At 70.4% G+C, this 20,413-nt stretch carries 21 protein-coding genes and 1 pseudogene; 13 read left to right on the top strand and 9 right to left on the bottom strand.

Annotation, left to right across the window (positions count from 1 at the left end; all coding sequences use genetic code 11):
• Positions 1 to 79: 79 nt before the first annotated feature.
• A complete protein-coding gene (locus tag VA596_RS09710) occupies positions 80 to 1,372 on the bottom strand; it encodes an MFS transporter (RefSeq protein WP_323325209.1) in 1,293 nt (430 codons plus the stop codon).
• A gap of 202 nt (positions 1,373 to 1,574) precedes the next feature.
• Here VA596_RS09710 and VA596_RS09705 point away from each other — a divergent pair, with 202 nt between their 5' ends.
• Complete coding sequence (locus VA596_RS09705) at positions 1,575 to 2,156, top strand: YqgE/AlgH family protein (protein ID WP_323325207.1); 582 nt, start codon at positions 1,575 to 1,577, stop codon at positions 2,154 to 2,156.
• A 2-nt stretch (positions 2,157 to 2,158) separates the two neighbouring features.
• Here VA596_RS09705 and VA596_RS09700 read toward each other — a convergent pair whose 3' ends face one another.
• Complete coding sequence (locus VA596_RS09700; RefSeq protein ID WP_323325205.1) at positions 2,159 to 2,572, bottom strand: SdpI family protein; 414 nt, start codon at positions 2,570 to 2,572, stop codon at positions 2,159 to 2,161.
• 65 nt (positions 2,573 to 2,637) lie between these two features.
• Between VA596_RS09700 and VA596_RS09695 the strand changes: the two genes are divergently transcribed.
• From VA596_RS09695 to VA596_RS50650, 3 genes are all read left to right on the top strand, one after another.
• On the top strand, positions 2,638 to 3,798 hold the full coding sequence (locus tag VA596_RS09695; protein WP_323325203.1) for an esterase-like activity of phytase family protein: 1,161 nt from the start codon (positions 2,638 to 2,640) through the stop codon (positions 3,796 to 3,798).
• Between the two features lie 155 nt (positions 3,799 to 3,953).
• Complete coding sequence (gene leuS, locus VA596_RS09690) at positions 3,954 to 6,794, top strand: leucine--tRNA ligase (protein ID WP_323325201.1); 2,841 nt, start codon at positions 3,954 to 3,956, stop codon at positions 6,792 to 6,794.
• A gap of 122 nt (positions 6,795 to 6,916) precedes the next feature.
• Complete coding sequence (locus VA596_RS50650; RefSeq protein WP_410171856.1) at positions 6,917 to 7,015, top strand: hypothetical protein; 99 nt, start codon at positions 6,917 to 6,919, stop codon at positions 7,013 to 7,015.
• On the opposite strand, the gene VA596_RS09685 is transcribed toward VA596_RS50650, so the two are convergent.
• Genes VA596_RS09685 through VA596_RS09665 form a run of 5 tightly spaced genes read right to left on the bottom strand, consistent with a single transcriptional unit; the run spans position 7,012 to position 10,968 of the window.
• On the bottom strand, positions 7,012 to 7,749 hold the full coding sequence (locus VA596_RS09685; protein ID WP_323325199.1) for a TetR/AcrR family transcriptional regulator: 738 nt from the start codon (positions 7,747 to 7,749) through the stop codon (positions 7,012 to 7,014). The genes VA596_RS50650 and VA596_RS09685 overlap by 4 nt on opposite strands.
• Positions 7,750 to 7,797: 48 nt before the next feature.
• Positions 7,798 to 8,409 (bottom strand): DUF3558 domain-containing protein, encoded by a 612-nt coding sequence (locus VA596_RS09680; RefSeq protein ID WP_323325197.1) that lies wholly within the window; start codon positions 8,407 to 8,409, stop codon positions 7,798 to 7,800.
• Entirely contained in the window at positions 8,406 to 8,813 is a 408-nt protein-coding gene (locus VA596_RS09675; RefSeq protein ID WP_323325195.1) for a hypothetical protein, read from the bottom strand. Before VA596_RS09675 ends, VA596_RS09680 begins: the two co-directional genes overlap by 4 nt.
• Entirely contained in the window at positions 8,810 to 9,556 is a 747-nt protein-coding gene (locus VA596_RS09670) for an ESX secretion-associated protein EspG (protein WP_323325193.1), read from the bottom strand. Before VA596_RS09670 ends, VA596_RS09675 begins: the two co-directional genes overlap by 4 nt.
• Positions 9,553 to 10,968 carry a hypothetical protein gene (locus tag VA596_RS09665; RefSeq protein WP_323325191.1) on the bottom strand — a complete coding sequence of 472 codons (1,416 nt, stop codon included), beginning with the start codon at positions 10,966 to 10,968 and terminating at the stop codon, positions 9,553 to 9,555. Before VA596_RS09665 ends, VA596_RS09670 begins: the two co-directional genes overlap by 4 nt.
• A 199-nt stretch (positions 10,969 to 11,167) precedes the next feature.
• Between VA596_RS09665 and VA596_RS09660 the strand changes: the two genes are divergently transcribed.
• From VA596_RS09660 to VA596_RS50645, 4 genes and pseudogenes are all read left to right on the top strand, one after another.
• Entirely contained in the window at positions 11,168 to 11,704 is a 537-nt protein-coding gene (locus VA596_RS09660; protein WP_323325757.1) for a YbaB/EbfC family nucleoid-associated protein, read from the top strand.
• Positions 11,705 to 11,727: 23 nt separating this feature from the next.
• Entirely contained in the window at positions 11,728 to 12,066 is a 339-nt protein-coding gene (locus tag VA596_RS09655; RefSeq protein WP_323325189.1) for a hypothetical protein, read from the top strand.
• Positions 12,059 to 13,120, top strand: coding sequence for a hypothetical protein (locus VA596_RS09650; RefSeq protein ID WP_323325187.1), 1,062 nt, complete (start codon positions 12,059 to 12,061; stop codon positions 13,118 to 13,120). The genes VA596_RS09655 and VA596_RS09650 overlap by 8 nt, the downstream gene beginning before the upstream one ends.
• Before the next feature lie 4 nt (positions 13,121 to 13,124).
• Positions 13,125 to 13,433: pseudogene (locus VA596_RS50645) on the top strand (DUF6346 domain-containing protein); the annotation flags it as partial.
• Here the strand turns inward: VA596_RS50645 and VA596_RS09645 are convergent.
• Positions 13,355 to 13,555 carry a hypothetical protein gene (locus VA596_RS09645; protein WP_323325185.1) on the bottom strand — a complete coding sequence of 67 codons (201 nt, stop codon included), beginning with the start codon at positions 13,553 to 13,555 and terminating at the stop codon, positions 13,355 to 13,357. The pseudogene VA596_RS50645 and the gene VA596_RS09645 sit on opposite strands and share 79 nt — an antisense overlap.
• Positions 13,556 to 13,622: 67 nt before the next feature.
• On the opposite strand from VA596_RS09645, the gene VA596_RS09640 reads away from it, so the two are divergent.
• From VA596_RS09640 to VA596_RS09625, 4 genes are all read left to right on the top strand, one after another.
• Entirely contained in the window at positions 13,623 to 14,258 is a 636-nt protein-coding gene (locus VA596_RS09640; RefSeq protein ID WP_323325183.1) for a hypothetical protein, read from the top strand.
• A 303-nt stretch (positions 14,259 to 14,561) separates the two neighbouring features.
• Positions 14,562 to 15,449, top strand: coding sequence for a ribokinase (locus tag VA596_RS09635; protein ID WP_323325181.1), 888 nt, complete (start codon positions 14,562 to 14,564; stop codon positions 15,447 to 15,449).
• Positions 15,439 to 17,070, top strand: a complete 1,632-nt coding sequence (gene ptsP / locus VA596_RS09630) for a phosphoenolpyruvate--protein phosphotransferase (protein ID WP_323325179.1) — start codon at positions 15,439 to 15,441, stop codon at positions 17,068 to 17,070. Before VA596_RS09635 ends, ptsP begins: the two co-directional genes overlap by 11 nt.
• Before the next feature lie 84 nt (positions 17,071 to 17,154).
• A complete protein-coding gene (locus VA596_RS09625) occupies positions 17,155 to 18,540 on the top strand; it encodes an MFS transporter (protein WP_323325177.1) in 1,386 nt (461 codons plus the stop codon).
• Between the two features lie 73 nt (positions 18,541 to 18,613).
• Here the strand turns inward: VA596_RS09625 and VA596_RS09620 are convergent, their stop codons facing one another.
• The gene (locus tag VA596_RS09620) at positions 18,614 to 19,279 is read right to left on the bottom strand and encodes a DUF1707 SHOCT-like domain-containing protein (RefSeq protein ID WP_323325176.1); all 666 of its coding nucleotides are present in this window, start codon (positions 19,277 to 19,279) and stop codon (positions 18,614 to 18,616) included.
• Between the two features lie 87 nt (positions 19,280 to 19,366).
• Here VA596_RS09620 and VA596_RS09615 point away from each other — a divergent pair, with 87 nt between their 5' ends.
• The gene (locus VA596_RS09615; RefSeq protein WP_323325174.1) at positions 19,367 to 20,410 is read left to right on the top strand and encodes a hypothetical protein; all 1,044 of its coding nucleotides are present in this window, start codon (positions 19,367 to 19,369) and stop codon (positions 20,408 to 20,410) included.
• Positions 20,411 to 20,413: the final 3 nt, after the last annotated feature.

Raw genomic sequence — 20,413 nt, 5'->3', positions numbered from 1 at the left:
TGTCCCTTGAACCTTCTGATGACTTTCCCGTCACCCTAATGCCAATGGAGCAGTCACCGGAGCGGGTTCGACGTTTGCGTCAGCGAACCGTCCGGCGCCGGGCGACCAGGTACCCCGCGCCGCCGACCAGGTAGCAAACGGTTGCGGCGATCAGCAGGCCCGGCGAACGGCCATCGTCCGGGACGATCAGCGCGCCCAGCGATACCGCCGCCACCTGGGTGATGTTGAAGAGCGTGTCGTAGAGCGCGAAGACGCGGCCGCGCGCCTCGTCGGCGACGTCGAGCTGGATCGACGAATCGACGCAGAGCTTCAGCACCTGGCCCGCGCCGGTGATGAAGAACGACGCGAGCAGCGCGCACGGCAGCACCATCGGCAGCCCGAGCGCCGACTGCGCGATCGCCGCGACGACCAGCGCGCCGAGCACCGCGCGCACCCGTCCGGCGCGGCGGATCAGCCGCGCCGTCAGGAGGCCGGCGATGAGCAGCCCGGCCCCGGCCAGCGCGGCCATCTGCCCCAGCCCGGGCAAACCGGCGCGCAGGAGGCCGTGGTCGGTGAAGTAGTTGCGCATCAGCAGCACGGTGACCAGCAGCGAGACGCCGAACGACGCCCGGTGCGCGAACAGCGCGACGAACCCGGCGGTGACGCTCGGCGCGCGCCACGCGTGCTTCGCGCCGTCGGCGAGACCTCGGGCGACCGCGAGGAACGGGTTCGTCGGCTCGTCGACGACGGACGGCCCGAGCACCCCGCGCGCGAACCCGCGGGCGATGAACGCCGCGACGAGGGTGCCGAGCACCGCGAACGCCGTCGTGTACGCCGAACCGGCGTCGTCGCTGCCGAACAGGGCACGCAGCCCGATCGCGCAGCCGCCGCCGATCACGGCGATGACCGAGCCGATGGTGGTGGCGAACGCGTTCGCCGTCACGACGCTCTGCTCTTCGACGACGTGCGGCAGCGACGCCGAGAGCCCGGAGCCGATGAAGCGCGAGATCCCTTCCGCGGCCAGGGCCAGCGAAAACAGGCCGATCCCGCCCAGGCCGAACCCGACGGCGGCGGCCGACGCGAGGATCGCCAGGCCGCGCAGGAGGTTCGCGAAGATCAGGACCTTGCGCCGGTCCCAGCGGTCGAGCAGGGCGCCGGCGAACGGGCCGACCAGGGAGTACGGCAGCAGCAGCGCCGCGAACCCGCCCGCGATGGCCAGCGGGTCGGCACCGCGTTCGGGGTTGAAGAGCACAGCGCCGGCGAGACCGGCGCGGAAGACGCCGTCGCCCCAGCTGGCGGCGAAGCGGGTGAAGAGCAGACGCCGGAAGGCCGGGTCCTTGAGTAGCTCGCGAGGGCCTCTTCGCCCTGTGGCCACTCCGGCGCTGATCGTCACAGAGCCAGGGTAGAGGGTGGCCGACGCACTAAGGTCGCCTCTCGGCGGCTATGCGCAGTGTGGCTCCAGCCGGACGGTATTCCACAAAGGCGGTTCTTCAGTGAGCCCGGGGGACACGGAGTGCGCCGACCACTGTTTCAAACGGGGCGGGTGGGGCGATTGTTCCCGAGCCGAAGTAATTCGCCGGGCCAAGGGTGGGATCATGGGTCGCGTGCCAGCGGACGCCGAGGTTGAACCGGGAACGCTCCTGGTCGCCGCCCCCACGATGGTCGACCCCAACTTCAAGCGGACCGTCGTGTTCGTCATCGATCACCGCGACGAGGGCACGCTCGGCGTCGTCCTGAACCGCCCGAGTGACGTGGCCGTGCACGACGTGCTGCCGAACTGGGGCGGGCACGTCGCGGAGCCGCAGGCGGTGTTCGTCGGCGGGCCGGTGGAGAAGAAGACGGCCCTGTGCCTGGCCGCGCTGCGCACCGGCGAGACCGCGGCGAGCGTGCCGGGCGTGATCGCCGTCCGCGGGCCGGTCGCGCTGGTCGACCTGGACACCGACCCCGAGATCCTGGTGCCGAAGGTCCGCGGTGTGCGCGTGTTCGCCGGGTACGCGGGCTGGGACTCCGGCCAGCTGGCGGGCGAGATCGAGCGGGACGACTGGGTGATCGTGCCCGCCCTGCCGAGCGACATCCTGGCCTCGCCGAGTGGCGACCTCTGGAGCCAGGTGCTGCGCCGCCAGGGCGTCCCCATCGCGCTGCTGGCCACCCATCCGGGTGACCTCCAACGGAACTAAGCCTAAGCCTTCTTGAAGACGCCGCAGCCGCCCTCGCCGCACGCGCAGCCGCTGCAGCCGGCGGGCGCGGCCGGAGCCGGCGCGGGGACGGTCAGCGCGGCCCGGTTGCCGAGCACGCCACCGCCTGCGACCAGCACGAACATCGCGACGACACCCCCGAGCGCGGCGGCGACCAGGCCACCGGTCGACGGCATCGCGAGCCCGGCCAGCCCGGAGAGGATCGCGATCGCCCCGCCGGCCGCCGTCGGCAGCCCGGCGACGCGGTTGGCCAGCTTGAACGCTTCTTCGCTGCGCAGCGCGGCTTGCGTGCGCACGCCGGTGCCACCTTCGCGCGTCAGCCTTTCGCGGACGCCGAGGACACCACCCCAGCCGACGACGACACCGAGCAGGATCGGAACCAGCGCGATTGCGAACACAGGTCAAGGATAAGCGTGACGTTCCGGCAACCTGCTGGATACCCTGGTCGACTGTGCTACAGGCCATGTCACACCGCGTACTGCCCACCGTCCTGGCTCTTACTCTGATCGGGGGTTTGGCCGCCGCCGCGCCGGCCGCCGCCACCGAGAGTCACCAGCGTCCGATCCGGCTGCTCGGCGAAAAGATCGTCCCGAACTCCCTGCCGTACCAGGGGACGATCGTCGGCGGCCTCTCCAGCATCGACTACGACCCGCGGACCGGCGGTTACGCCCTGATCTGCGACGACCGGTCGGCGATCAACCCCGCCCGGTTCTACACCGCGACCTTCCCGGTGACGGCGAAGGGCGTCGGCGACGTCACCTTCACCGGCACGAAGCCGTTCCTGCGTCCCGACGGCACGCCGTACCCGCCGCTCACGCAGAACGATCCCGCCAAGCCGCAGAACGAGCAGACGATCGACCCCGAAGAGCTGCGCGTCGACCCGTGGACCGGCGACTACTACTGGTCGCAGGAGGGCGAGCGCACCGCGACGACGTTGATCGACCCGTCGATCCGCGAGGCGCGCCGCGACGGCGCGTACGTCCGCGACCTGCCGATCCCCGCGAACGAGAAGATGACGCCGACGGCCGGCCCGCGGCAGAACCTGGTCCTCGAAGGCCTCACCTTCGCCGGGTTCGGCGCGCTGATCGCCAGCGAGGACGAGGGCCCGCTCCTGCAGGACGGCCCGGAGTCGACGCGCACCACCGGCGGCGTCTCCCGGATCACGCTGCAGGGCCGCTACGGCCCGGTGCTGGCGCAGTACGCCTACCCACAGGAGCCGATCTTCGCGTCACCGGTGCCGGATGGCGCGTTCGCGACGACCGGCGTCTCCTCGATGCTGGCCGTCGACCAGGCCGACCCGACCAAGTACCTGATGATGGAACGCTCGTTCGTCACCGGCGTCGGCAACAAGGTGCGCGTCTACGAAATCGACACGAAGGGCGCGACGAACATCCTGAACGTCAAGTCCCTCGCCGACGCCAAGAACGTGAAGCCCGTCAAGAAGCGCCTGCTCTTCGACGCGGCCGACCTCGGCCTGTCCACTGTGGACAACCTCGAAGGCATGACGTGGGGTCCGAAGCTGCCGAACGGCGAGCGTAGCCTGGTGATCGTCAGCGACAACAACTTCTCGGCCACCCAGGTCACGCAGTTCGCCGCAGTGGCGGTCCCCTCCGAACGGCTTTGACCAGCACGTTACGATGAACGTATGAACACGGCTCGGCTGCTCCTTAGCCTGCCGCGCTGACCGGGCCCGGCCCGGCCGGCGCGGCGACCCCTCATGCCCTCGCGGCTGAGGGGTCGAGTTGTTTCTGGAGCACCTCGCGACGAAGGATGACGGCGATGACCGAGACAACAGGGACCGACGTCCCGGCGCACCGCTACACGGCCGCGCTGGCCGGCCAGATCGAGCGGCGCTGGCAGGACTTCTGGGCCGACCAGGGCACGTTCCACGCGCCCAACCCCGTCGGGCCGCTCGCGGTCGAGGGGCAGCCGGTCCCCAGCGACAAGCTGTTCGTCCAGGACATGTTCCCGTACCCGTCCGGCTCCGGCCTGCACGTCGGGCACCCGCTGGGCTTCATCAGCACCGACGTCTTCGCCCGCTTCCACCGGATGATCGGGCGCAACGTGCTGCACACGATGGGCTTCGACGCGTTCGGCCTGCCGGCCGAGCAGTACGCGGTCCAGACCGGGCAGCACCCGCGCAAGACGACCGAGGAGAACATCCGGACCTACCTGCGCCAGATCCGGCGCCTGGGCCTGGGCCACGACGAACGCCGTCGCATCTCCACCATCGACCCCGAGTACTACCGCTGGACGCAGTGGATCTTCCTGCAGATCTTCAACTCCTGGTACGACACCGAAGCGGGCAAGGCGCGCCCGATCGCCGAGCTGGAGGCCGCCTTCGCCGACGGCTCCCGCCCGGTGCCCGGCGGCCAGGACTGGGCGTCGCTGAGCGCCGCCGAGCGCAAGACGGTCATCGACGGTCAGCGTCTGGTCTACATCTCCGAGGCGCCGGTCAACTGGTGCCCCGGCCTGGGCACGGTGCTGTCGAACGAGGAGGTCACCGCCGACGGCCGCAGCGAGCGCGGCAACTTCCCGGTGTTCCGCCGCAACCTGCGCCAGTGGATGATGCGGATCACCGCGTACGCCGATCGCCTGGTCGACGACCTGGACCTGCTGGACTGGCCGGAGAAGGTCAAGTCCATGCAGCGGAACTGGATCGGCCGCTCGCACGGCGCCCGCGTCACGTTCAAGACCGGCGATGACGCGATCGAGGTCTTCACGACCCGTCCGGACACGCTGTTCGGCGCCACCTACATGGTGCTGGCGCCGGAGCACCCGCTGGTCGACAAGCTGGCCGCGGCCGCGTGGCCCGAGGGTGTCGACAAGCGCTGGACCGGCGACGCCGCGAGCCCGGCCGAGGCCATCAAGGAGTACCGCGTCGCGGCGTCCCGCAAGTCCGAGCTGGACCGGCAGGAGAACAAGGAGAAGACCGGCGTCTTCACCGGCGCGTACGCGACGAACCCGGTCAACGGCAAGCAGATCCCGATCTTCGTCGCCGACTACGTGCTGATGGGCTACGGCACCGGCGCGATCATGGCCGTGCCCGGCCAGGACGTCCGCGACTGGGAGTTCGCCGAGAAGTTCGGGCTGGAGATCGTCCGGACCGTGCAGCCGTCGGAGGGCTTCGACGGCAAGGCGTTCACGGGTGACGGCCCGGCGATCAACTCCGGCTTCCTGGACGGCATGGACGTCGCCGAGGCCAAGAAGACGATCATCGAGCGGCTGGCCGAGGACGGCACCGGCGTCGGCACCGTCCAGTTCAAGCTGCGCGACTGGCTGTTCTCGCGGCAGCGCTACTGGGGCGAGCCGTTCCCGGTCGTCTACGACGAAGACGGTGGCGTGCACGCCGTTCCGGAGTCGATGCTGCCGATCGAGCTGCCCGAGGTCGCCGACTACTCGCCGGTGACGTTCGACCCCGAGGACCGCGACTCGACGCCGTCGTCGCCGCTGGCCCGCGCGACCGAGTGGATCGAGGTCGAGCTGGACCTGGGCGACGGCCCGAAGACCTACCGCCGCGACATCAACACGATGCCGAACTGGGCGGGTTCGTGCTGGTACCAGCTGCGGTACGTGGACCCGACGAACGCGGACACGTTCTGCGCGCCGGAGAACGAGGCGTACTGGATGGGCCCGCGCGCCGCCGAGCACGGCGCGGACGACACCGGCGGCGTCGACCTGTACGTCGGCGGGGTCGAGCACGCGGTGCTGCACCTGCTGTACTCGCGGTTCTGGCACAAGGTGCTGTTCGACCTGGGCCACGTGACGTCCAAGGAGCCGTACCGGAAGCTGTTCAACCAGGGCTACATCGAGGCGTACGCGTACACGGACGCCCGCGAGGTGTACGTCCCGGCCGAGCAGGTCGAGGAGCGCGACGGCAAGCACTTCTTCGAGGGCGAGGAAGTCCGCCAGGAGTACGGCAAGATGGGCAAGAGCCTGAAGAACGTCGTCACGCCGGACGAGATGGCCGAGAACTACGGCGCCGACACGTTCCGGTTCTACGAGATGTCGATGGGCCCGCTGGCCATGTCACGTCCGTGGGCGACCAAGGACGTCGTGGGCTCGCACCGGTTCCTGCAGCGCCTGTGGCGCCTGATCGTCGACGAGACCACCGGCGAGCTGCGAGTGTCCACTGAGGACGCTTCGGAGGCGGACCGCAAGGTGCTGCACCGCACCGTGGCCGGCGTCCGCGAGGACTACGCGGAGATGCGCTTCAACACGGCGGGCGCGAAGCTGATCGAGCTGAACAACCACGTGACGAAGACGTACGGCGCGGCCGCGTCGACCCCGCGCGAGCTGGCCGAGCCGCTGGTCCTGATGCTGGCCCCGCTGGCCCCGCACATGGCGGAGGAGCTGTGGCGCCGCCTGGGCCACGCGGATTCGCTGGTGCAGGGCCCGTTCCCGGTGGTGGACGAGAAGTACCTGGTCGAGGACTCGGTCGAGTACCCCATCCAGGTCAACGGCAAGGTCCGCTCCCGGGTGACGGTGGCAGCTTCGGCGTCCTCGGACGACGTCCAGGCCGCGGCCCTGGCCGACGAGAAGGTCGCAGCCCTGATCGGCGACGGCACCCCGCGCAAGGTGATCGTGGTACCGGGCAAGCTGGTCAACATCGTCCTGTAGCGCCCCGCTCGTGCCGGTTGTCCACAGCCGACCTCGGATGTGGACAACCGGCCCGGCACAGCGCCTTTTCAGGCCAGCTGTCGTACTAGCGCGCCCTGACGGCGTTCGACCGCCACGGCTCGGTGACGGACGTGGCCGCGGCGGTGTCGTTCTTGGCCGCCCCGGCCAGCGCGTACGTCACAGCGTCGACCCTCTCGGTCGACGGCGGCCACGCGGCCTAGCTGCGATCGAGCCCGATCTCCCGCGCGAGGTCGATCAGCATGGCCTCGAACAGGACGTCCGGCTTGGACATCGGGATCGGGTAGTTGCCGAAGACCTCGAGCGTGACGTGCCCGTAGAGCCGGGCCCAGAACTGGATCATCAGGTACGTCACGCCGAGGTCGAGCCGCTCCGCCGGGATGTTCTGCCCGGACTCCGACAGCACGTCGGCCAGCGACTGTTGGAAGGTCATGAGGTCGTCGCGCAGCTCGTCCGGCACCCCGCTGCTGGGCGGGGTGACCAGGTCGTGCATCGCCAGCACCCGCCCCGCGGCGGCCAGGAAGATCCGCCCGAACGGCTCGTCGACCCGGCTCAACGCGCTGCCGGCCGCGGACCCGACCCCACCGGTCGGCGACGCGAAGACGAGCGTGAACTCCTTCGTGTGGGTGAGCGCCCACCGCCGGAAGCCCTTGCAGATGGCGAACAGCTGCAGCATCCCGTCATCGGGCAGCCCGGCGATGTCCTCGGCCAGCTCGTCGGCCAGGTCCGCGCAGACGTCCAGCCGCAGGTTCTCGACCAGGTCGTCCCGAGACTCGTAGTACCGATAAAGCGCGGGCGCGGTGATCCCCAGCTCCCGAGCGATAGCACGCAGGGTGACCGCCTCGGGCCCCTGCTCGACCAGGAGCTTCCGAGCGGTCCGCCGGATGTCCAGTTCGGTAGCCGCACGCGCGCGACCCCTCCGCGTGGGGTGGCTCATCCGAACAGTCTAGGCGCTTACTGCGACAAGTCTCGCATTAACGCGGGCTCAGGCCCGAGCCTTGAGGTTGGTCAGCACCGTGTCGGCGACCTGAGGGCCGACATCGAACGAGTCCTTGCCTTCGCTGGTCGCCTTGTCGCCGAGCGTCAAGGCCATCGAATAGGCGAGCTGGTCGGAGACACCCACGACGATGACGCATGCGCGTTTGTCGTTGGAGGTTGCGTAGGCGACAGCCGGAAAACCCTGGATCGGGTCGAGCGGTTTCCACCGTGCGGCTGTGGGCTGGACATTTTGGTAGGCCAGGCTGAGCCCTTGATCGGATTTGACCTGGTAGTTCACCGCAATGCTGGCGCCACTTCCGGAGTTGCTGCTCCAGTTGCAGGCAGAGCCCAACGTGTCGTCGCTTGCCTTGCCCTGAGTCGGCTCACCGAGAAGGCCCGTCAGTTGATCGGGAGTCAATGCCGTTTCGCAGGGACTGCCGTCGAGAACCTTTGACGGGAGGGGCGTGTCGACCTTGGGCGCACCATCGTGCGGCAGCGCCGCCGCCGTGGAATCCGGCGTCGAAGGTGCCGGGCTGGCCGAACCATGTTCACCGGTGCAGCCTGCGAGCAGGAGTCCGCAAGCGGCGATCGCGGCAATGGCTGTTCCTCGCCTGTTCATTCGAGTGTCCCGCGTTTCTTGGTCGTGTCCGCTGCTTGCTGGTCGGCTTCCTCGTTCATGCCAAGGGCTTGGCGCAGTCGCCGTATCAGTTCAGTGAGATAATTGAACTGATAATCCAAATGTCCCTGATAATAGCGGCCGGTCTCGTTGACGCCGTTGGGTCCGTTGACGGCCTGGATACTGGCTGGTTCTTCGGCAGGGGGGTGGGCCTGGGACAGAATGCGAGCGCTGTCTCGTTGCTCGCCGATCGTCTGCCGCTGGGTTTCCGCCTTCTTGAGCAGAGCTTGCATCTCCGAGCTGCTCATCGCGAACCCCTGCCCGCCGGGCGGCGGCGCGCCCCCACTGGGCGTGTCCGTCGCCCAGAAGCCGACGCCGCTGAAGATTGCGCTTCCTGGGTCTGTCATCGAACTCCCCCCATTCCGTTGAGCGTCGCGTACAGCACGTCGGTCAGCGCCGCGCGGGTGCCTGGCTGGAAGCTGACCATTCGCTCACGCCCTGGGAACGCGTACGTCAGCACCCGCCCGAATCCCACCGCGTCGACCGCCGTGATCGGCGCGCTTCGCGTGCCTCGGTTGACCGCGTAGCACTGGTGCAGCCCCGTCCGTTTCGCCGCCATCAGGCGACGGGCCCACGGCAGCGGGTCGCGGGTGCCGTCGTCGGCTGTGTGGTCGGTTTGGTCGTACGACTCTTCCTGACCAGTGAACCGCGCCTGAGGGATCGCCACCCGGTCGATGCGGGCCGGTGGGACCGGCGGCAGGACGTCCACCAGGGATTCGGCTAGCCGGGACGGCTCCACCGCGTCGATCCGGACCGTGTCCTCCTTGCGGATCAGCCGGTACGCGTCCGGGCCGTCGGCCGAGACGAGGACCGTGCCCGACTCGTCCGCCTCGATGTCGCCCAGCCACGCCGTGAACTGCCGCGATCCACGCGCCAGGACGCGCAGAATGTCGCGGAAGTCGCGGGTCAACGTGCCGCCGGCGGCGAGCCGGAGGGACGCGAGGACGTCCAGCACCTTCTCGTCGAGCCGTTTGCGGGTCTCGTCGCCGAGCCAGAGGTTGTCCGGGCCGAGGACTGCCGGGGGTGGGCCGTGCCGCTCCCACTCCCAGGCCGTGAGCAGCGCGGACTTGGGCAGGTAGAGCACCGTCACAGCCCGATCACCGGCGGCACAGTCCTCTCGTCGGACCCGCCGAAGACGCTCTCCGGATCCGCCTCCACCAGGTACGACGGACGCTGGTGCTCTTCGTCCTCGGTCTTGCCGCCCTTGGCGCCCTGGCCCATGCCGCCCATGCCCGGCGAGCCCGGTTTGCCCGCCGCGCCGCCGCGGATTCCGCCGGCCGCGCCCGGACGTCCTTCGCCGGGAAGGCCCACCCCGGTGGACGCGCCGGGGCCGCGGGCGCCGGTGGAGCTGCCCGTCCCCGATGATGACCCGGACGAGCCCGAGCCCGGACCAAAGCCGCCACCGGGTCCGAAGCCGCCGCCCGGGCCGAAACCACCGCCGGGACCGAAACCGCCGCCAGGGCCGAACCCGCTTCCGGGCGAATAAGGCGAACTGCCGGGCGGCTGGTAGCCCGGCGGGAACTGCGTCGACGGCGGGACGTAACCCTGCGCCCGGACGCTGTCGTCCACACCCGGGACCTGCGTGTGCGAACCCGGCGGCGGCGTGACCTGGCCCGGCGGCGGCGTGACCTGGCCCGGCGGCGTGACGTGGCCCGGGGGCGGCGGCTGCACGACCGGCGGATGGACCGCCGGCGGTGGCTGCACCTGCGCCCCGATCGAGTGGTCGTGGTCGCTGCGTACCTGGGTGCGTTCCTTCTTCCCCGGTGGCTCGACCGGGTCCTTCACCTCGAAGTCGCCGCCGTCGTACGCGCCGAGCTGGCCGTAGTCGATCGTGCGGCCCGCGGTGTTCGTGCTGGACTGCTGCGAGTACGCCGTGTACCGCTCGACGTTCTCCTGCGCCTTCTGGTTGTACTGGTTGATCTGGTCTTCGGTGTCGGTGTCCCACGGCGTCGCGACGTCCCAGGCGCTGCGGGTCGGCGGCTGGTCCGTGACGTCCGGGTGCAGCGCGTTCTTCATCTGGTGGAACTGGTCGATCTGCGTCTGGGACAGTGTCGAGTTGCGGTCCAGGGTCGCCGACGCCGAGGTCGCCGACGCGGTCAGCGGCTGGAGCCGCGCCCGGGCCGCGTCCGAGGCGCCACCGGTCCACGCCGACTCGAGGCCGGCCGTCAGCTCGCGCGTTCCCTGCTCCAGCTGTCGTTGATAAGTCGACTGGTCGACGCCGGCCTTGTGCACTTCCTGCAGCGAGCCGGTGCCAGGCCCGGTCATCACGGTCCGCACCAGCTGGCCCGGCGACAACCCCGAAGCCTGGGGATTGTTCGCCCCGGTGCCCGTTTGTGACGCGATGTAGCCGCCCGCGATCGCGCCGAGCGGGCCGCCCGCGAGCATGCCGATGCCGGCCCCGTTCAGTACCTTGCCGAGCCCATCCGCCCCCGACTCGACGGTGTGCGCGATCTCCGACCCGACGTGCTTGGCAGCGTCGAGCATGTCGCCGAACAACCCCACCGAACTGCGCTCCCCTCGCGTTCGATCTCCCCTCTTGCGTTACGCACAATAGCGCACCGGTTACACCTGGTGGGAGGAAACAACCTGGTAGGGGATCCGCGGCGGCGTTCGTCACAATGAGCGGAACTCCCCGCGACTGTCGGTGCCGTATGCCACACTCGGTCGCCGTACGGCTACTGACGTGAACGGGGAGGTTCGCGTGACGAACCCTGAGCAACTTTTCGCGACCTTCGAGGCCAAGATGGCGGAGGCGCAGCAGAAGGCTGACCGGATGCGCGCCGAGATGGAGACCGTGTCGGTCGCCGAGCGCAGCAAGGACGGCCAGATCGCCGTCAAGGTCAACCACCTCGGCAACCTCGTCGGCCTCGAGATCGGCCACGCGGTCCGCGACAAGCCCGATTTGGCCGCTGAGATCCTCCGGACCGTGCAGGTCGCACAGAGCAGGCTCGCCGCCGCGGTCGAGTCCGGTGTGCCTTCGATTGCGGGGACCGACACGATGAACGAGCTGGTCGGTCAGCTGCACCGCGAATATCCGGAACCCGAGCCTGGTGGTTTCGTCGAAGGCGGCGGCGGTTACGGAGCTCGCGCCGACGACGGTTCCCGGTTCATCGCCGAAGAGGAACCTCCGAAGCCGGAGAGCCCGAGGCCCGCCCCGCCGACGCCTCGCGCGGCCCGCCCGCCGTCGAACGACGGCACGGACGACGACTACTTCGGCGATGGCGACTATCTGCGCTGAGCCACTGAACAGGGGAGGATGACGTGGCTGGACAGACTGGCCCGGGGTTCGACGAGAACCCCGATGCGATCGACGCACACGCCAAACAGATCGAGGCGACGTTCGGCGTGCTGAAGGAAGCATCCGAGCTGAGCAAGAACGATCCCATCGATTCCGGCGCTTTCGGTCTGATCGGTCAACTGTGCTTCCTGGACCAATGGTGCGCCAACGTGGCCGGGCAGGCTCGGGAAACGTTGGAGTCGGCCGTCAAGGGCGCTGAATACCACGTGCAGGCGGTCCAGACCTGGGCCAAGGCGCGTCGCGTCGACGAAGCGTCCGCCTCAGCGCTGGTGAACCGCGCGTCGGAGGTCCGAGGTGGCTGAGAAATCCATGCTCGACCAGGCGAAGGCCGACACGGATTCCGAGAAGTACGTGGTGGACAGCGCGCTCGAAGGCGCCGGCGGACTCCAGGATCTCGTCGGTGGGGTCGAGAAGATGGCCCACGGTGACTGGACCGAAGGCCTCTTCAGCCTCGCGAACGCGGGTTTCGGCATCAAGGACGTCATCAAGGATCCGTTCGAGACGCTGCTGAGCTGGGGTTTCGGCTGGCTGATCGAACACGTCGACTTCCTGAAGGAACCGCTGGACTGGGTCGCCGGTGACCAGGACGCCCTCGACCTCGAGGGCAAGAAGTGGGAGACGATCGGCGAGCGCGTCCAGAAGGCCGCCGAGGAACTCACCGCCGAAGTCCGGAAGAACTGCCTCGACTGGCGGGGCAAGGTCGCCGACCAGTACCGCGTCTACGTGCAGGAGCAGCTCGACGCGTATGCGGCTCTGTCGGACGCCGCGACACAGGTCGCGAGCATCATCGGGATCTGCAAGACGATCCTCGACGTGGTCCGCACGCTGATCCGCGACCTCATCACGGACACTCTCGCCAAGATCGTCAAGATCCTCATGCGTTACCCGCCGCCCGCGTACCCGGCGGCGCTGGCCGCGGAGGGAATTCCGTACGCCGTCCAGCAGGGCAGCGAGATGGTCGAGGAGACCAGCAAGCTGGCCAGGGCCTTCGCCAAGGCGAGAGAGTTCTTGCGGACGATTTGCGACGCCCTGGCTCCGATCGCGCAGAAGGTGCTGGGCCGCCTCGGTCAGCTACCCAAGGCTGCGGGCGAAGCAGCCGGCGAAATGTTCGAGGGCTTCGGAAAGGCTGCCGGGCAAGAAGCCCTTATGAAGGCTTTCGAGCAGCTGGCGACCGGACCCGGGCAGACCGCCGGAGAGTCCCAGCACGACCGCGACGAGACTTCGATCGTTCCGGAAGACCATTCGACGAACTACCCGGTCGACAAGGTCCCCCGTTCCGGACCGGTGACCGCGGACGACGGACAGCCCTTTTCCGGCCGACCTGGCGCCCAGCGGATTTCCGGGTCGCTGGAGTGAACCGATGACGTCGACACCGTTGCTGGATGGCTACGAGTCGGTTCCGGTCGTCCGGCGGGCGCGGTGGTCGAGGATCGTGGTGGCCGCTCTGGTCGTCGGTCTCTCGTTCCTCGGTGTGTGGACGGCGGTCGCGCGCGCCGTTGCTCTGCACGGTCCCGATCGGTCCTCTTCCGCCGTTGCGTGGGTGACGTCGTGCGATCGGATCGGGCCGCTCAGCCGCGGTGGGGTCGGGTTCTACTGGTTGTGCACCGCGGATGTGGTGACGAGCTCCGGCCGGACGGACTCGGTGCGGTTCGGGCTGAACCAGCTGACGCCGCAGGACATCGGCCGGCCCGTGCCGGTGGTCGCCAACCTGAAGAACCCACGGCGGTCGACGGAAAAGGCGCCGGTGCCCTGGTGGTCGGTCGCGCCCGGGATCGGGTTCTTCGTCGGCATCGGGGCCTGGTCGGGGTTGCGCCGGCGCAACCGCCTGCGGCACCGGACGACCCCGTGGTGCCCCACCGTGCGGCTCGTCTCGTCGACGTGTGTTCTCGCCCCTGCCGACACGTCCGGCACCGGCCACGGGAGCCGCAAGATCGCGCCCGGTGAGTGGTCGGCGCAGCGCTACTGGCGGCTGGCCGGTTCGGTCATGGTGGTCGGTGCGGTGTGTGCGACGGTCGGTGCTGTCGTGAGTTCCGCGGACGCGCGGGAGATCTTGCTGGCGCTGGGCGGCTTCGGTCTCGCCGCGCCGATCTGGGTCTACTCGTTCACCCCGCGCTGGTACCGCACGAACAGCGCCTCCACCGCATTGACGGTCTCGGCCGACGGGATCGGCTGGTATCGCCGTGGTCAGACGAGCTTCGAACTCGACTGGGCCGAGGTCGCCGAGGTCAGGCTGACCACGATCGAGCACGGCGGCCTCACGCTTCGGGTGATCGACCTCTTCCTCGCGAAGGACGCGGGCGAGCTACGAGGGCTGTGGCAGCTCGGTGCCGAACTGCAGAACGATCGGCTGCCGGGTGAGGAGGGTGCTTGTCGCATTCCGGAGGCGTTCAGCGACGCCGCAGCCCGTCAGGTGCGGGAAGCGATGGCCGTCTACCGGCCGGATCGGTACCGGGAGTTCACAGCTGAAGTCGGTGACATGACGGTCGCCGCATAACTACGGGGGCGCCGCCGACGCCGATCACTCGGGGGGCTACGTGATCGGCGCCGGCGACCCGATGCCCTGTCCGGCTTGCGGCCGGTCGGGCAACGTCATCCCGTTTCCGCGATGACGCACCAAGAGAGCGGAGCCGGTCTTCGAAGTGACGTCCGGGGGACATGCATCCCCCGAACGAGTGACGGACATCCGCTGCTCGCATGATTGTCGCACTCAGCCCCGGATAAGTTACAAAAACCTTCACTTTCTTCGGGGCCACCCCTGATGACCAGGTCGGACCGTGATTCGTGGCAAAGTACGGACATGAACTCCGACGTACTCGTTGTGGGATCCGCCAACGCCGACCTCGTGGTCGCGGTGGATCGGCGGCCGGGTGGGGGTGAGACCGTGCTGGGCGGGGACACCGTGCTCTCCCCCGGTGGCAAGGGCGCCAACACGGCGGTCGCGGCGGGGCGGCTCGGGGCCGACGTCGCGCTGCTCGGCGCCGTTGGTGACGACGTCTACGGCCGGTTGCTGCTCGATTCGCTCCGCGCGGCCGGTGTCGACACCGGGCTGGTCCGGACCAGCGACCGGCCGACCGGCATCGCCTACATCACCGTCACGCCCGACGGCGAGAACTCGATCCTCGTCTCGCCCGGTGCCAACTCGAGCCTCGAGCCCGCCGACGTCGACGCCGTCTTCGACGGGGTGCAGGTCATGGTCGCCTCGCTCGAGGTGCCGTTGCCGGCCGTTGAGCACGCCGTCGCGAAGGCCGCCGAAAAGGGCGTCAAGGTGCTGCTGAACCTGTCGCCGGCGGCGGAGCTCTCCGCCGAGACGCTGGCCAAGCTGGACGTCCTCCTGGTCAACGAGCACGAAGCCGCCTGGCTGGCCGGGCCCGGCGCGGACTTCCGGAAGCTGCTCGACCTCGGGCCGCGCTCGGCCGTCGTCACGCTCGGTGCGGCCGGTGCGGTGGTCGTCGAAGCCGGAAAAGTCACCGAAGTCGCGTCGCCGAAGGTCGAAGCCGTCGACAGCACCGGGGCCGGGGACGCCTTCGCCGGCGCGCTCGCGGCCTCCCTCGCCGACGGCGCCGACCTGGTCTCCGCGGCGAAGCACGCGGTGCGGGTCGCGGCGTTCAGCGTGACCCGGCACGGCGCGCAGCCGTCCTACCCGTCGGTCGCTGACCTGAGCTATGGTCTAGACCATGTCGTCTGAGCTTCTGTCCGGGGTCGCCGTCAGCCCCGGCCGCGCGAGTGGTCCCGTCGTCCGCGTCGCGGAGCCGCTGGGTGAGCCCGCCGCCACTCCCGCCCCGGCCGATCCGGCCGCCGAGGCCGCCCGGATCGCGCCCGCCGCCGAGGCCGTGGCCGGGCGCCTGGAGAAACAGGCCGAGACCGCGACCGGTGAAGCGGCGACGATCCTGATCACGACCGCCGCGATGGCCGCCGACCCGGCGCTCGCCTCGCAGGCGGAACAGCTGGTCAAGACCCAGGGCCTGCCCGCCGCGCGTGCCGTCTACCAGTCCGCCGAGGGCTTCGCCGAAGCGCTGGCCGCCGCGGGCGGGTACATGGCGGAACGCGTCCGCGACGTCCGCGACGTGCGTGACCGGCTGATCGCCGAGCTGCTCGGCATCGCGCCGCCGGGGGTGCCCGAGCTGGCGTCGCCGAGCGTGCTGGTCGCCCGCGACCTCGCGCCGGCCGACACCGCGAGCCTCGACCCGGCGAAGGTGCTCGCCCTGGTCACCGAAGAGGGCGGCCCGACGAGCCACACCGCGATCCTGGCGCGCGCGCTCGGCATCCCGGCCGTCGTCGCGGTCCGCGGGCTGCTGGCGCTGGACGCGCAAGCGCTTGCGGTCGACGGTGACACCGGTGTCGTCGAGCTCGCCGACCCGGCCGCCCCGGTCGTCACCGCGACGGTGGCGCAGCTGGCCGAGTGGAACGGCACCGGCGCGACGTCCGACGGTCACCGCGTGAAGGTCTACGGCAACGTCGGCTCCCCGGCCGACGCGCAGGCCGCGGCGGACGCCGGTGCCGAGGGCGTCGGCCTGTTCCGCACCGAGTTCTGTTACCTGGACGCCGCCGACGAGCCGTCGGTGGCCGACCAGCGTGCGGCCTACACCGCGGTGCTCTCACCGTTCCGCGGCAAGCCCGTGATCGTCCGGACGCTGGACGCGGGCGCCGACAAGCCGCTGGCGTTCCTCTCGCCGGAGGCCGAGCCGAACCCGGCGCTCGGCGTGCGCGGGCTGCGCGTGGCGTTCGACCGGCCGGAGGTCGTGGACCGCCAGCTCGAAGCCATCGCGGGGGCCGCGGCGGACTCCGGCGCCGACGTCTCGGTGATGGCCCCGATGGTCGCGACGGTCGAGGAAGCCGCCTGGTTCGCCGACCGCGTCCGCGCGGCGGGGATCGCCAGGGCCGGCGTGATGATCGAGATCCCGGCCGCGGCGCTGAGCGCCCGCGAGATCCTCGAGGTCGTCGACTTCGTCTCGGTCGGCACCAACGACCTGGCGCAGTACACGTTCGCGGCGGACCGCCAGCTGGGCGCGGTCGCGAAGCTGAACGACCCGTGGCAGCCCGCGCTGCTGCGCCTGCTCAAGCTGATCGGCGACGCGGCCAAGGCCACCGGCAAGCCGGCGGGTGTCTGCGGTGAGGCGGCGGCCGACCCGCGGCTGGCGCTGATCCTGACCGGCCTCGGCCTGACCAGCCTGTCGATGAACGCCCCGGCGGTCCGCTCGGTGGGCGCCAGCCTGGCGAGCGTGACGCTGGCGGAGTGCGAGGCACTGGCGGAAGCGGCCCTGGCGACGTCGGACCCGACGGCCGCCCGCGCCGCCGCGCGCCCCTGACTTCTCCAAAACTTTCCGGAAGGTGTCGATCTGAGCCCGGCCCGCTCGACGCAGGGGTAAGAACCCGAGTCGAGAGGACACGCCATGAGCACCACCACAGGAACCCGGGCCGGGCGGCGGGAGTGGGTCGGGCTGGCCGTGCTGGCGCTGCCCACCCTGCTCGTCTCGCTCGACGTCTTCGTCCTGCTCCTGGCGCTGCCGAAGCTCGCCGTCAGCCTGCACGCCGACGGCACCGAGCAGCTCTGGATCATGGACGTCTACGGCTTCATGGTCGCCGGGTTCATGGTCACCATGGGCACCCTCGGGGACCGGATCGGGCGGCGGAAGCTGCTGCTCATCGGGGCCACGGCCTTCGGGCTCGCCTCGGTCGTCGCCGCCTTCTCCACCAGCGCCCTGATGCTCATCGCCGCGCGGGCGGTGCTCGGGATCGCCGGGGCGACGCTCGCTCCCTCGACCCTCGCGCTCATCGGGACGATGTTCACCGACTCGCGGCAGCGGGCGTCCGCGATCGGCATCTGGGCCGGGTGCTTCTCCGTCGGCGCGATCATCGGCCCGATGGTCGGCGGGTTCCTGCTGGAGCACTTCTGGTGGGGCTCGGTCTTCCTGCTCGGCGTCCCGGCCATGGTCCTGCTCCTGGTCATCGGCCCGAAGCTGCTGCCCGAGTACCGCGACGAGACCGCCGGCCGGCTCGACCTGCCCAGCGTCGCGCTGTCGCTCGCCGCGATCATGCCCGCCGTCTACGGCGTCAAGGAGCTCGCTCGCGTCGGTGTCCACCCGCTGCCGGTCGCCGCTCTCGTCACCGGGATCGCCTTCGGGTACGTCTTCGTGAAACGGCAGCGGGCGCTCGACGAACCGCTGCTCGACCTGGGCCTCTTCGCCGGGAAGGCGTTCCGGACCGCGCTCGGCGGGATGCTCCTGTTCAGCATGCTCGGCGGCACCACGATGCTGTTCGTCGCGCAGTTCCTCCAGCTCTCGCTGCACCTGTCGCCCGTCGCCGCGGCGCTCGGCCTGATGCCCGGGATGGCCACCTCCACCCTCAGCTTCCTGGTCGCTCCCGTGCTGGCCCGGCGCCTCCCGACCGGCGCGCTGATCGCGGGCGGGGTCGTCACCGCGGCCCTCGGGATGGTCGTGCTGGCCTTCGCCGACGGCAGTCCCGTGTGGCCCGCGATCGGGTTCGCCGTGACGTCCGCGGGGGTCGGGCCGATGGTGGCGCTCGGTACCGGCCTCGTCATCGGGTCCGTGCCGCCGCGCAAGGCCGGCGCCGCCGCGTCGCTCGCCCAGACCGCCAACGAGTTCGGGTACGCGCTCGGCATGGCGACCGTCGGCACGCTGGGCAACGCCGTCGTCCGCGCCCACGACGAAGCCGACGGCCTTCACGTCGTCGCCGGGCTGAGCGCGGTCGCGTTCGCCGTCCTCGCCTACTTCGTCGCCCGTCACCTGCGGACCGCCCAGCCGGTCGCCGCGGCCTGACGAACGAAGGCCTCCCCCGTCCGATGCCTGGACGGGGGAGGCCTTCTTGACGCCGGGGGCAGAGGGACCCCGGCTAGCCGAAGAGCCCGCGCCGCGGGTGGCGGATGACCAGCGAACCGCCGTGGACGCGGCCGCTCAGCACGTACCGGGGGTTCCCCATCCGCCCGTTGCTGTGGGTCTTGTCCTCCATCGAACCGAACTTGACGTCGCTGATCGCGTTGACGTCGACCGCGGCGTGCTCGGGGATGACGATCTCGACCGAACCCCACTTGGCGTCCAGCTCGATGTGCACCACCGGCGACTGGACCTGGGCCTCGGTGAAGTCCAGCTTCGTCGAGCCGTACTTGTTGCGCACGACCATCTCGGACGGCACCACCCACGGCCCGCCGCGGTGCAGCGACGAGTACTTCGCGTTGAGCTCGAAGCGCCGGCCGGGCACGTAACCACCGCCGAAGCCGACCGGTGGCGCGTACGACGGGGCCGCCGCGCCGGCCGCGGCCGGGTGGAACAGGCCGGCGAGGTCGGCCAGCACCGCGTTCAGCTCACCCCGCGTCTTCGACGCGAGCGCCCGGTCGGTGCGTTCGGTGAACTCGTCCAGATCGATCATCCCGCGGCCGATAGCCTTCTGGAGCACCCCGACGACGTGCTCGCGCTCGTCGTCGGACACCCGAAGATCGCGCTCGCTCAACGGCTTGGTCTCGGTCATCGGTTCCGCCGCCGTGGTCTCTTCCTCGCCCATGTCCACGATGGTAGAACCGGATTTCACCAGGGAGATCGGGGGAAAACCCTGAACGGACCCGCAATTCGCGCGGCCGCGTTCGTCGCGATGCTCCTGCTGCTGGCCGGGTGCACCGGCGACGAGCCCGCGCCGCCGCCGGCCCCGGCGACGACCAGCGCGCCGCCGACCACCGCGGCCGCCCTGCCCGAAGGGCTCAAGGGAGTCCCCGCCACGGGCGGGATCGGGGTGACCGCACTCCTCCACACCACCGGCCCGACCGTCTTCGACGCCGACCGCGGACCCGCGGGTAGCCCGCCCGGTTACCCCGGCGGCGACGTCGGGATGGACGCCGTCCGCGTCGGCAAGTCCGTCGTCCTGATCGCCTACGCGCGCGGTGAGAACGTCAAGGACCCGTTCGACGTCTTCGCCTACACCGGCCCGGCGAGCCCGCCGCGGTCGCTCGGCCGTGCCTGGTCGGTGGCGCCCGGCGCCGACGGCGAGAGCGTGTGGGCGATCCGGCAGGACGCGCCGGACAGCTGCCGGCTCCAGCACGTGAAGCTCGACGGCGCCGAGCTCGGCCACGGCCAGTCCGCGAGCTGCCGCACCCAGGTCCGCGGCGAAAGCCGCCACGGCCTGCTGATCAGCATCAACGCCGACGGCGCCGAGTCGACGGACGCGCTCGTCGAGCCGGAGACCGGCCGCACGGTCCAGCAGGCCCCGCGCATCCTCGCCGTCGCCGGGGACTGGATGCTGCTCGACGGCCTCACCGACCTCACCCTGGTCGACCTGCGGGACAACAGCCGGAAGAAGCTCAGCCGGCCGACGGTCGGGCCCGCGCCGACGGTGGTGCCCTCCCGCGAGGGCGCCCTCTTCGCCGCCGACTTCGCCGTCCACTCCTACCGGGCGACCAACACGCAGCTGCGCGACGTCTGGCTGCTCCGCCCGGACGCGCTGAGCTGGGAACACGCGCCGGGGATGCCGTTCGTCACCGAGCACCTCAAGGACGGCGGCGGTATGGACTGGACGGACGCGGGTGACCTCGTGCTCGCGGACGGCGTCCTCGCGGCGTGGCACCCGGGCGAGCCGGCCTGGCGGCTGGGCAAGGCCACGCTGCCGGACGGCGACTGGGGTGGCGTGACCGTGCTGCCCTGAGCC

Origin of the sequence: Amycolatopsis heterodermiae, from assembly GCF_034929455.1 — a bacterium.
GTDB classification, from domain to species: Bacteria; Actinomycetota; Actinomycetes; order Mycobacteriales; family Pseudonocardiaceae; genus Amycolatopsis; species Amycolatopsis heterodermiae.
The sequence above is the reverse complement of the archived record's forward strand: the minus strand, read 5'-3'. Positions and strand labels throughout refer to the sequence as shown.